Annotated in this window: 12 protein-coding genes; 6 read left to right on the top strand and 6 right to left on the bottom strand. The window is 70.9% G+C overall.

Annotated features, from left to right (window positions below; all coding sequences use genetic code 11):
* Positions 1-4: 4 nt before the first annotated feature.
* Both DP939_RS23745 and DP939_RS23740 read left to right on the top strand, forming a co-directional pair.
* Positions 5-1,300, top strand: coding sequence for a dihydrolipoamide acetyltransferase family protein (locus tag DP939_RS23745; protein WP_113982962.1), 1,296 nt, complete (start codon positions 5-7; stop codon positions 1,298-1,300).
* A 143-nt stretch (positions 1,301-1,443) separates the two neighbouring features.
* Entirely contained in the window at positions 1,444-1,731 is a 288-nt protein-coding gene (locus DP939_RS23740; protein ID WP_318656307.1) for a Dabb family protein, read from the top strand.
* On the opposite strand, the gene sigJ is transcribed toward DP939_RS23740, so the two are convergent.
* Positions 1,710-2,612 (bottom strand): RNA polymerase sigma factor SigJ, encoded by a 903-nt coding sequence (sigJ, locus tag DP939_RS23735; RefSeq protein WP_113982960.1) that lies wholly within the window; start codon positions 2,610-2,612, stop codon positions 1,710-1,712. The two genes, DP939_RS23740 and sigJ, sit on opposite strands and share 22 nt — an antisense overlap.
* A 107-nt stretch (positions 2,613-2,719) precedes the next feature.
* On the opposite strand from sigJ, the gene DP939_RS23730 reads away from it, so the two are divergent.
* Both DP939_RS23730 and DP939_RS23725 read left to right on the top strand, forming a co-directional pair.
* Positions 2,720-2,983: a hypothetical protein gene (locus DP939_RS23730; RefSeq protein WP_113982959.1), complete on the top strand. Its 264-nt coding sequence runs from the start codon at positions 2,720-2,722 to the stop codon at positions 2,981-2,983.
* A gap of 83 nt (positions 2,984-3,066) precedes the next feature.
* A complete protein-coding gene (locus tag DP939_RS23725; protein WP_199565368.1) occupies positions 3,067-3,735 on the top strand; it encodes a hypothetical protein in 669 nt (222 codons plus the stop codon).
* Between the two features lie 80 nt (positions 3,736-3,815).
* Here DP939_RS23725 and DP939_RS23720 read toward each other — a convergent pair whose 3' ends face one another.
* Complete coding sequence (locus DP939_RS23720; protein WP_113982957.1) at positions 3,816-4,400, bottom strand: TetR/AcrR family transcriptional regulator; 585 nt, start codon at positions 4,398-4,400, stop codon at positions 3,816-3,818.
* Positions 4,401-4,488: 88 nt separating this feature from the next.
* Here DP939_RS23720 and DP939_RS23715 point away from each other — a divergent pair, with 88 nt between their 5' ends.
* Positions 4,489-5,235, top strand: coding sequence for an SDR family oxidoreductase (locus tag DP939_RS23715; RefSeq protein ID WP_113982956.1), 747 nt, complete (start codon positions 4,489-4,491; stop codon positions 5,233-5,235).
* A gap of 10 nt (positions 5,236-5,245) precedes the next feature.
* Here DP939_RS23715 and DP939_RS23710 read toward each other — a convergent pair whose 3' ends face one another.
* The 4 genes from DP939_RS23710 to DP939_RS45510 form a co-directional block, all read right to left on the bottom strand.
* Positions 5,246-5,869, bottom strand: coding sequence for a DJ-1/PfpI family protein (locus DP939_RS23710; RefSeq protein WP_113982992.1), 624 nt, complete (start codon positions 5,867-5,869; stop codon positions 5,246-5,248).
* 85 nt (positions 5,870-5,954) lie between these two features.
* The gene (locus DP939_RS23705; protein ID WP_113982955.1) at positions 5,955-6,464 is read right to left on the bottom strand and encodes a GNAT family N-acetyltransferase; all 510 of its coding nucleotides are present in this window, start codon (positions 6,462-6,464) and stop codon (positions 5,955-5,957) included.
* 49 nt (positions 6,465-6,513) lie between these two features.
* Positions 6,514-7,611 carry a ribosome small subunit-dependent GTPase A gene (rsgA, locus tag DP939_RS23700; RefSeq protein WP_225878452.1) on the bottom strand — a complete coding sequence of 366 codons (1,098 nt, stop codon included), beginning with the start codon at positions 7,609-7,611 and terminating at the stop codon, positions 6,514-6,516.
* Between the two features lie 431 nt (positions 7,612-8,042).
* Positions 8,043-8,921 carry a collagen-like domain-containing protein gene (locus DP939_RS45510; protein ID WP_147268107.1) on the bottom strand — a complete coding sequence of 293 codons (879 nt, stop codon included), beginning with the start codon at positions 8,919-8,921 and terminating at the stop codon, positions 8,043-8,045.
* Between the two features lie 263 nt (positions 8,922-9,184).
* Here DP939_RS45510 and DP939_RS23690 point away from each other — a divergent pair, with 263 nt between their 5' ends.
* Complete coding sequence (locus tag DP939_RS23690) at positions 9,185-11,272, top strand: adenylate/guanylate cyclase domain-containing protein (RefSeq protein ID WP_225878451.1); 2,088 nt, start codon at positions 9,185-9,187, stop codon at positions 11,270-11,272.
* The last annotated feature ends 36 nt before the right edge of the window (positions 11,273-11,308 follow it).

Here is an 11,308-nt window from a genome sequence, read left to right as displayed (position 1 = left end):
CCGCATGCGACGCGAGTTCAAGCTGCCCGACGTCGGCGAGGGCCTGACCGAGGCGGAGATCGTCCGCTGGCACGTGAGCCAGGGCGACACGGTGAAGCTCAACCAGATCATCGTGGAGATCGAGACCGCCAAGGCGGTGGTGGAGCTGCCGTCGCCGTTCGAGGGAACGGTGTCGGCGGTGCTGGTCCAGGACGGTACGACGGTGGACGTGGGCACGCCCATCATCACCATCGACGACGGGGCCGCCGAGGCGGAGGCTCCGGCTTCCGCTTCGGCTCCGGCTTCGGAGGAGAAGCGGACGCCGGTACTGGTGGGGTACGGCGTCAAGGCGGGCGCCTCCAAACGCCGCCCCCGCAAGGCCGCCGCCGCTGAGGAAGTGCCTGAAGAGGTTCCCGAGCCTCAGGTGCCGGTCGCGCGGGGGGCGTCCGCGCCCGGCGTACTGGCCAAGCCGCCCGTGCGCAAGCTGGCCAAGGACCTCGGGGTGGACCTGGCCTCCCTCACCGGTACCGGGCCACAGGGCACGATCACCCGCGAGGACGTCCACGGCGCGGTGGCGGGCACCACGGCGGCTCCGGTGGCCGAGCCCGTCCCGGCGGGCGCGGACGAGGAGCGCATCCCGGTCAAGGGCGTACGGCGGGCGACCGCGCAGGCCATGGTGGCCTCCGCGTTCTCCGCGCCGCACGTCACCGAGTTCCTCCAAGTGGACATGACCGAGACGATGGACACGGTCCGCCGGCTGCGCGACCTGCCCGACTTCGCCGACGTCAAGGTCTCGCCGCTGCTGCTGGTGGCCAAGGCCCTGCTGGTCGGGGTGCGCCGGCACCCCATGGTGAACTCCGCCTGGGACGAACGCGCCCAGGAGATCGTGGTCAAGCGCCGGGTGAACCTCGGCATCGCCGCCGCCACCCCGCGCGGCCTGATCGTCCCGAACGTCAAGGACGCGCACGCGCTGTCCCTGGTGGACCTCGGCAAGGCGATGCAGGCCCTGGTGGAGACGGCCAGGGCGGGCAAGACGCAGCCCGCCGACATGTCCGGCGGCACGATCACGATCACGAACGTGGGCGTGTTCGGCGTCGACGCCGGGACGCCGATCATCAACCCCGGCGAGTCCGCGATCCTGGCGTTCGGCCAGATCAGGGACCTGCCATGGGTGGTGGACGGGCAGATCGTGCCGCGCAGGATCTGCACGCTGTCGCTGTCCTTCGACCACCGGATCATCGACGGCGAGCTGGGTTCGCGGCTGCTGCGCGACGTCGGCGACATGCTGGAGGACCCGCTCCGCACGCTCGCCTGGTCCTGACACGCCGACACACGCCGACACGCGGACACACGCCGCTCGCGGCCGGGCCCGGCGTGGCCCGGCCGCACGACACCGCGTAGGGTTCAGGGGCACGGACGATGTGGGGAACCCAGGGGACGAAAGGCACGCCGATGCTCCGCCATGTGGTGCTCTTGACTTGGACCGACGCGGCGACCGGCGAGCAGGTCGCGGAGATCGCCCGCAGGCTGCGCGAGCTACCCGCGGCCATCCCGGAGATCCGGTCCTACCACTGCGGCGATGACCTGGGCACCAACCCCGCCAACGCCGACTTCGTGGTCACGGCCGACTTCGACTCGGTCGACGACTACGTCGTCTACCGCGATCATCCTCAGCACCGGAAGGTGATCGACGAGCTGATCTCGCCGATCCTCGCCTCCCGCCTCGGCGCTCAGTTCCCGCTGGGCGGCTGAAGGCCGTTCAGGTCCAGTCCGGCCAGCCGGTCGCGGTCGGACAGGATCTCGATCTCGGCGATCCGCCCGCCCACGACGGTGAAGCTCATGATCGAGACGATCTCGCCGTCGAGGGCGTTGACCAGGCCCGCGACGCCGTTGACCAGCGCGGGGGTACTCACGACGGCGCCGGCCCTCCGCCGGAACGCGGTCGCCCGATCGGCCACCGCCGACCGTCCGCGCACGATTTGCAGGCCGCCGGGCATCCCGGCCCCGCCGTCCACGCGCAGCACGACATCCGGATCGAGGATGCTCAGCAGGGCCTCGAAGTCGCCGCCGCGTGAGGCGGCCAGGAAGGCGTCCACCACCCGCCGCTGCGCGACCGGGTCCGGATCGGGCACGCCGGTCGTCCCCCTGACCCGCCTGCGGGCGCGGCTCGCGAGTTGCCTGGCGGCGACCGGCGTACGGTCGATGACCGGCGCGACCTCATCGAACGTCATCCCGAACATGTCGTGCAGCACGAACGCCAGCCGCTCCGCCGGAGTCAGCGACTCCAGTACCACCAGCAGCGCCGGGCCCACCGCGTCGGCGATCAGCGCCCGCGCCTCGGGATCCGCGCCCTCCACCCCGCTGACCACCGGATCCGGCAGCCCCTCCCCCAGCGGCTCCTCCCGCCGCTGCCGCCGCGACCGCAGCATGTCCAGGCACACCCGCCCGACCACCGTGGTCAGCCACCCGCCCAGGTTGTCGATCTCCCCGGCATCCGACCGCGCCAGCCGCAGCCACGCCTCCTGCACGGCATCCTCCGCCTCGGCCGGCGACCCGAGCATCCGATAGGCCACCGCCTTCAACCGCGCCCGGTGCTCCTCGAACCGCTCCGCCACGAATTCCCGTCCGTCCATACCCATCCCCTCAAGCCCATGGTCACCCCGCATGACGAACCGAACCCCCGCAATGTGACACCCCCATCCGGCCGAGACGCGGTACCTTTGGGTACTGGAGGGATCGCATGCCTGGTCCGAACGTCGCCCCGTTGAAAGTCGACGCCGAAACCGATCGGCTCATTTCGCACGGCGCGCACTTCCTGCACATCACCAAGAAGGAGTTCGTCGCCCAAGCGGTGCGCGTCTACCTGCAGGTCCGGCAGTCCGAACTGCACGCGGCCATGCAGGAGGCCATGCGGCAGCTCGACGGCTCCCACACCGCTCGGGTGGCCCTGATCTCCGGCCTTACCAAAGAGCAGATCGACGAACTCGGCGGAGTGGAGGAGTGAGCCGGACTCGTCCCACTATCCGCTGCCTCCGAGAAGATCTCGGGATCGCCAAACTGCCCCCGGCGCGTGTGCCTCTCGACGAGGTGGACCATCCGCTGCTGCGCAAGGCATCGGCCCAGTTCGCCGGTGACGGCGTACGGGAGCGCATCGCCGCCATCGACGATGTCGTCCTGTTCAAGGTCAAGATCCAGCGGTGGCGGGGAGCGGTCTGGAGTGACATCCGATGCCCGTGGCTGGTCGCCGCGGGCCGGCGCGAGGACGGCAGCCCCGACGACTTCTATGCCGTGCTCGCCGAGCGCGGTCGCCAGGCTCGCAAAGTCCACAACCACACCGAGACCCCTCCATTGACCACGGACACGTACTCGACGGCCTTGCTACCCGGCCCGCTCGACGAGGCCCGCATGCGATTGGAAGACGCGGAAGGGCAGGTCCTGCGTCTGGAGTCCGCTGTTCGCGGCCTGGTCGTCAACGCCTTGCTGACCGGGCGCGAACAATGTGAAGACCTCGCCGGCTATACGCTGGCGATCCTCGTCCGTGCCGAAGAAGGCCACGAGACTTATGTGGGCGTCCGGATAATCGGGCAGGTCACGATCGCCGACCAGGCGGTCATCCTCGACGCCGTGCCCGGCTGTGAGCGGGACAGCTGGTACCCCGACGTGATGCCCCATCGTGAAACCGCGGCCGGAGAGGTGATCTGGTCCAACCTCATGGACCCGCACGCGGCAGCGGCCCTCCTCAACGACCCGGAGTAACGCCACAGGGGTCACCTTGGCCCTCATCGTACTGATCAGTACGTACGACGGGCCTTCTCTGCACCCGGTGCCCTGCAGGGTCAGGGCCAGGATTGGAGGGCGGTGGTGGCGACGGTGAGGAGTTGGGCTCGGGTGGCGCCGTCGCGGGCCTGTTGGGACATGCCGGACAGCACCGCGCCGTAGAACTGTGCCAGTGCGGCCGGGTCGGTTTCGGCCGGGAGTCTGCCCGCGTCGATGTCGGCCTGGATGCGGCGGCGGAACTCGGCGAGGTTGCTGATGCGGCGGGCCCGCAGGAGTTCGACGACCTCGGGCGTCGTGCTGTTGTCGGCGGCGCTGAAGACCAGGCAGCCCGGGGGGTGGCCCTCGCGGGTGAAGGCCGCGGCGGACTCCCGGAGGACCCGCGCGATCGCGTCTCTCGCCGTCGGCTCCTCGCGCAGCGCGATGCGGGCGAACTCGCCGTCGCCCGACGTGTAGGCGGTGACGGCCTCGTCGAACAGCCGCCGCTTGTCGCCGAAGGCCGCGTACAGGCTGGGCGCGCCGATCCCCATCGCCTGGGCGAGATCGGCGATCGAGGCCCCCTCGTACCCCCGCTCCCAGAAGATCGTGACGGCCGCGCGCAGGGCCGTGTCCCGGTCGAAGGACCTGGGCCTGCCACGCTGCTTCATCGCCACGCCGCAATTCTATAGCGCTCACTAGATAATGTGCTAACGTGCCTTTCTGTATCAACCACTACAGAAAGGTTCACGAGACCAGATGGGCGCACTGAGCGGGAAGACGGCGCTGGTCACAGGGGCGAGCAGGGGCATCGGCCGGGCCATCGCGCAACGCCTGGGACGCGACGGCGCCCGAGTCGCCGTCCACTACGGCGGCAACGAGGCCGCCGCCGGGGAGACGGTGGCCGCGATCGAGGCGGACGGCGGCGCGGCCTTCGCGATCCGGGCGGAACTCGGCGTACCCGGCGATGCCGCCACGCTGTGGGCGGAGTTCGACCGGCACGCCGACGGCCTGGACATCCTGGTGAACAACGCCGGGATCACCCTGCAGAAGCAGATCGCGGAGGTCGGGGAGGCGGAGTTCGAGCGGCTGTTCGCGATCAACGCCAAGGCCCCGTTCTTCATCGTGAAGGAGGGCCTGTCGCGGCTGCGGGACGGCGGGCGGATCATCAACGTCTCGTCGGGCGTGACGCGGGTCGCGACGCCGGGCACGATCGCGTACTCGATGACCAAGGGCGCGCTGAACGTACTGACCCACACCCTCGCCGCCGCGCTGGGCCCGCGCGGCATCACGGTCAACTCGGTCGCCCCCGGCGTCATCGAGACCGACATGAACGCCGCGCTGACCGAGGAGATCCTGGCGGCGGCGCGAGCCGCCTCCACGTTCAAGCGGCTGGGCACGCCCGAGGACATCGCGGACATCATCGCCTTCGTCGCCTCGGACGACGCCCGCTGGGTCACCGGCCAGTACATCGACGCCACCGGCGGCGCGATGCTGGGCATGTGAGGGGCCGGGGCTAGCCGTCCAGAGCGCGGGCCTTCTCGACCACGTGGGCCGGGGACTTGGCCACCGAGCCGGTGTCGAAGGGGGGCTGCGGGTCGTACTCGGTGTAGAGCTGGATCGCCTGGGCGGTCACCTCGTCGGTGAGCAGGGCGGTCAGCTGGATGGCCATGTCGATGCCCGAGGAGACCCCCGCCGAGGTGATCACCCGGTCCTGGCGGACCACCCGCTCAGCGGTGTAGGTGGCGCCGTAGGACTCCAGGTCGGCGATGGCGTTCCAGTGGGTGGTGGCGGTCAGGCCGTTCAGCAGCCCGGCCGCGCCGAGCACCAGCGCACCCGTGCAGACCGAGGTGGTGAAGCGCGTACCGGCGTGGATCCGGCGCACCCAGTCGAGGAATTCGGGGTCGTCCATCATGGTCAGGTGACTGCCCCCGCCCGGGACCAGCAGCACATCGCAGCGTTCCACCTCGGAGTACCTGGTCGCGACGTGGACCGGCAGGGAGCCCAGTACGTCCTGCACCGGGCCGGGCCGGTCGGTGACGAACCGCACGGTGGCCCCGGAGATGTACCCGAAGATCTCGTACGGCCCGATCGCGTCGAGCGGCTCGAACTGATCGAAGAGCGGGATCACGATGTCCATGAGCCGCAGCATAACCACCGCCCGAGCGCCGGCCCGGCCGTGGGGCCTGCCCAGGAGAAGATCCCCTGGACAGGCCCGGTAGAGGTCAGACGCCGAAGGGCGCCGGATAGACGATGGTGCCCGCGGGCACCGGGACGGTCTTGTCGAAGACGAGGGCCATCATCGCCTCGTCCGGCACCTCGAAGGAGGGCCGGATCCCGTACGCCGAGGCCCGGGTGAAGCCGAAACGCGGGTAGTACTCGGCGTGGCCGAGCACCAGGACGAGGTTCTCGCCCTTGTCGCGCGCGGCCTGGAGCCCGGTGCGGATGGCGGCCGACCCGGCCCCCTGCCGCTGGTACCGCGGCAGCACGGCGCACGGGCCCAGCGCCAGGGCCGGCGCGTCGTCGACGTGGCAGCGGGTGAGCAGCGCGTACCCGGCCACGGTGCCGTCCGGGGCCTGGGCGACCACGGACAGCTCGGGTGACCAGGCCGGATCGACGCGCAGCGCCTCGATGAGGTCGGCCTCCAAAGGCGTGGGGAAGGCGCCGAGCGCGACTTCGCGGATCAGCGGGATGTCCTGCGGGGTCTCGGTACGGGTGATCCAGGTGGACGACATGGTGAGGTCGCCTTTCATGGTGGTCGTGGGGAGGGACACGGGCAGGCGGCTATGAGCGGCGCTGCCGGTCCCGGAAGGTGTACGTCTCGCGCAGCGAGCGAGTGATCGACTTCTTGCGGTCGTCGTGCTCGGCGCGCAGCCGCGCGTCGTTGCGTGAGGTGGCCCAGGCGTTCTCGCGCTGGAGCTTGCGGTAGCTGGCCAGGCGGCGTTCGCTGAGGTCACCCGAGACGATGGCGGCCTGGACGGCGCAGCCCGGCTCGGAGTCGTGGCCGCAGTCGCCGAACCGGCACTCCAAGGCCAGTTCCTCGATGTCGGCGAAGACCTGTTGCAGGCCCTCGTCGGCGCCCATGAGCCCGACGCCGCGCAGGCCGGGGGTGTCGATCAGCACACCGCCGCCCGGGAGCGGGACCAACTGGCGGCGGACCGTGGTGTGACGGCCCTTGCCGTCCTGCGCGCGGACCGCGCCGGTCTCCAGGGTCTCGGTGCCCAGCAGCGCGTTGCCCAGCGTGGACTTGCCCGCCCCGGACGGTCCCAGCAGGACGATCGTGCCGGTGAGCATCGCCTTGAGCGCGTCGATGCCCTCGCCGGTGGTGGCGCTGGTGGGCACGATCTCCACGCCCGGCGCCAGCTCCGCGACGGTGTCCATGGCCTGGCCGGGATCGGCCGACCGGTCGGTCTTGGTCAGCACGATCACGGGCAGCGCGCCGCTCTCCCAGGCCAGCGCGAGCAGCCGCTCGATCCGGCCGGGGTTCGGCTCGTCGGCGAGCGAGACGGCCAGGACCACCGTGTCGACGTTGGCGGCCAGCACCTGCCCGTGCGAGGAGCGGGACGCCGACGACCGGACGATGGCGCTGCGCCGCGGCAGCAGCGCGACCAGCTCTGGTTCGTGGCCCAGGGACAGTGCGGCCCAGTCGCCGGTGCAGGGAGACGAGATCGGGTCCGGCGCTCCGGGGAGCGCGAGGCGGGCCCGGAGCGGGCCGGTCCCGGTGATGACGTCGCAGGTACCGCGATCGACGCCGACCACCCGGGCGGGGACGAGCCCCGCGGAGCGGTGGGCGGCGAAGGACTCTTCGAGCCCGGCGTCCCAGCCGTACGCGGACAGGCCCCCAGCGGAGAGGTCATCACCGGAAGAATGATGGGAAGACAACGGAATGGAACCCTTTACGAAAAGGGGCCTTGGCGAATACGGCATGCATGCCACACCCGCACCGGGGGGCACGCCTCAGAAAGGTCAGCCAAGGCCCGGGGACGTGAGGATGGACCGAGTGCCGCGGATGGCGGCCATCTTCACGACGGTCATTCGACCTCACCTCCCCTTTCTTTCTCGGGCTCCTGTCGCCACGAACGTGTCTTCACTCGGCAAGGTAGCAGCAGTGCCCGCTCCCCGCAAACGGCCCCTGTGGTCATTGAGGGCCTTCGTCGGCTCCGGCGAAGACGAGGCCAAGTTCGTAGGCGAGGACCGCCGCCTGGGTGCGGTCGCGGGCGCCGAGCTTGTGGGGTGAAAAGCACTAGGAGTGGGGCCTCGTGCACCCGGGGGCCGCCGCTTCTTGGGGAAGCGGCGGCCGGGTCGTTGGGGGGTTACTTCTTGGCGCAGAGGGCGTAGACCGTGCCGCCGGCCTTGGGGTTGTTGCCGCCGCCGTTGCCGTGGGACTTGTTGCTCTTGTCCCCGGGCTCGGGGCTGGCGCTCGGGGTGGCGTTCGCGGCGAAGTCGTCGTGGCCCTCGCCGGTGACGGCGAGCTTCAGGGACCAGCCGTTGCCCGACGGGTAGCTGCCGATCACGGTGACCCGCTTGCTGGTGCTCAGGTAGAAGCCACCGCCGGTCACCACCTCGTTGGAGCGGCAGGACGCCGAACCGCCGGAGGTGGTGTCGAAGGTGTCCGTGCGCACCTGGATCTGGACGCCGCCGCCGCCCTCGCCCGGGTCGCCCTTGGGGCCCTGGGGACCGCGCTCACCACGCTCGCCCTGCGGGCCCCGCGCGCCGTCCTTACCGTCCTGGCCATTGACGCCGTTCTTGCCATCCTGGCCATTGACGCCGTTCTTGCCGTCCTGGCCGTTCACGCCGTCCTTGCCGGGCTCGCCCTTGGCGCCCGCCGGGCCCTGGAGGCCGCGCGGGCCGCGTACGCCCGGGTCGCCCTTGGGGCCGGCCGCGCCCGGGTCGCCCTTCGGGCCCTTGGGGCCGGTCGCGCCCATCGGGCCCAGGCCGCCCTCGCCGTCCGCGCCCTTCGGCCCCTGCCGGTTCCAGGAGATCCGGGTCTCGCCCGGCTTGCACTTGGTCCTGGCCCCCACGATCCGTACGACCTGCGTGGTCTTGTTGACGCACGCATAGATGACGTTCGACGCGGCGGCGGTGGACGCGGCCGAGGACGCGTTCACGAAACCGCCCGCCACGAGCGAACCGGCGAGAACCCCGGACGCGGCGAGAGCGAGAGACCGTCCGCCAGGCAGCTTGAGAGCCACTGGGCATACCTCTTTCAAGACTTGCGCGTCCCGGCGGCGGCCGGATCAGAGATGTGCCGCCGGAGACTGAAGAGAAGCCGGAATCCCCCGGTGACCCACGCTTCCCTTGGTGAATATGTGCAAGAAGTACACGCTTGTATCGTTCCATTGGTTGCCCGCGCAAACATCACAGATCCATCACATACTTCGCGTTTGCCGCATCGCCGCCCGCCGGGATAATCAAATGCCGTCCGGGGGAAACCGCGCCGACCTGGAGGGCGACAGTGCCGACCAGCAACCCCAGCACCCGGCCCGACCCCTATCTGCCCCCCGCGACCCAGCCCGTCCGGGGCGTCGTGTGGGCGATCCACATGGTGATCCCCATGCTGGGCCTGTGGCTGCTGCTCGCCCAGGACCACATCAACATCATCTGGCAGCACGAGACCAGCCACTTCTGGCTGATCATCCTGGTCGCGGGCATCAACCTGGCGCTGGGCCTGCTCATGACCCGCGCCCTGATCCGCCGCCCCGACGCCCGCATCCTGCTGGTCTCCCTGGTCTTCCTGACCAACGCGGGCTTCTTCTTCCTGCACGGCCTGAGCACGCCCAAGATCATCCTGCCGACCGGCAGCATGGGCTTCGACCTGGACCAGCCGGTCGGCCTGACCGTGGCCTCGGTCTTCGCCTTCATGTCCGCGCTCCCCCTCGACGGCCGCGCCGCCCAGGCCGTGCTCGCCGCCGCCCCCCGGCTCCGCGCCGGTCTCGCCGTACTCCTGCTCGCCTGGACCGCCGCCTCCCTGCTCCCCGGCCTGACCCCGCTCAGCGCCCCGCCGCCGCCCGGTGGCGCGACGCTCGGCGTGTTCTCGCTGTTCGCCGTGGCCCTGTACGGGGCGGCGGCCATCATGATGTTCCGCCTGCACCGCCGCCGCCCGGCCGCCATGCTGGTCAGCCTGATCACCGCCTACACGCTGCTGGCCGAGGCGATGATCGCCGGGATGAGCCGCAACAACTGGCACCTTTCCTGGTGGGAGTGGCACATCCTGCTCACCCTCGCCTTCGTGTTCGTCGCCTACAGCGGTTACCTGCAGTTCCGGCACGAGGGGTCCAGCGCGGGGCTGTTCGACTCGATCGCGCTGGCCGCGACCGTGCGGCGGCTCCAGGCCCAGTACGCCCAGGCCCTGGAGGAACTGGTCGATCACCTGCGGCAGGGTTCGGTGTCCAGGGTGCCGGTGGCGACCCGGCTGGCCGGGAAGTTCGGGCTGACCGAGGCGCAGGCCGCCGTACTGGACCGCGCGGGCGCGGCCCTGGCCAACGAACGCGAGATCTCCGACCGGCTGGCCGCGCTGGTGGACGTCGGGCGCGGCGCGCGGGTGGGCCGGGCCGAGCGCGAACTGCTCACCGCCTCGCTGGACCGGGTGCGGCAGGCGTACGGGGACGTCCGGATCAGCCTGGTCGCCGACGGCACGGTCGCGATGGGCTCGGCCGACTACCGCGAGGCCGACTTCGCCCGCGCCACCCCGATCCGGGACGGTCAGGACCGGCTCATCTACCCGCTCACCGTCAAGGGCAGGCTGGCGGGCGTGATCAGGGTGCCGGTCGGGGTCACCCCGCAGGACGAGCCGCTGGCCGCGCTGCTCGCCCACCAGTTGTCGATCGCGCTGGAGAACGACCGTTTGTACGCCGAGCTGTCCACCCTCTTCCGGCAGTACATGTCGCCGGACGTGGCCTCCGCGCTGCTCGCCGACCCGGAGCAGGCCGCGCTCGGAGGGTCGCTGGTGGAGCTGACCTCGCTGTTCGCGGACCTGAAGGGGTTCACCACCTTCTCCGAGCGGGTCTCCCCCGGCGAGATCGTGGAGATGCTCAACCGGTACCACACCGCCGCCGTCCCCTGCATTCTGCGCAACGGCGGCACCATCGTGCAGTTCGTCGGCGACGCCCTGCTGGCGCTGTTCAACGCCCCGGCCCGGCAGCCCGACCACGCCCGCGCGGCGGCCCGCGCGGGGCTCGCGATGCAGCGGGCGGCGGAGCGGGTGGCCGCGGAAGTACTCGGCGAACAGGCCGCGGGGCACCGCAACACGATCGAATGGCCGAAATTCCGCGTGGGGGTGAACACCGGACCGGCGCTCGTCGGGAACATCGGCAGCCCGGAGTTACGCGGTTTCAACGCGATGGGCGACTGCGTGAACGTCGCGGCCCGGCTCCAGTCGCTGGCCGAGCCGGGTACGGTCGTGATCGGTTCCACCACCCGTGACCTGCTCGGCGAATCGGCCGTTACCGACCCGCTCGGCCCGCTGCGGCTCAAGGGCAAGGAGCAGCCGGTGGAGGCTTTCGTGCTCCGATCCATCGCCGAAGACCCGGATTCCGGGAAATAATCGAAGAGGATCCCCCCCCATCCCTGGAGGCAGCCC

Origin of the sequence: Spongiactinospora rosea, from assembly GCF_003315795.1 — a bacterium.
Classification (GTDB): domain Bacteria; phylum Actinomycetota; class Actinomycetes; order Streptosporangiales; family Streptosporangiaceae; genus Spongiactinospora; species Spongiactinospora rosea.
This window is presented reverse-complemented; position numbering and strand designations above follow the sequence as displayed.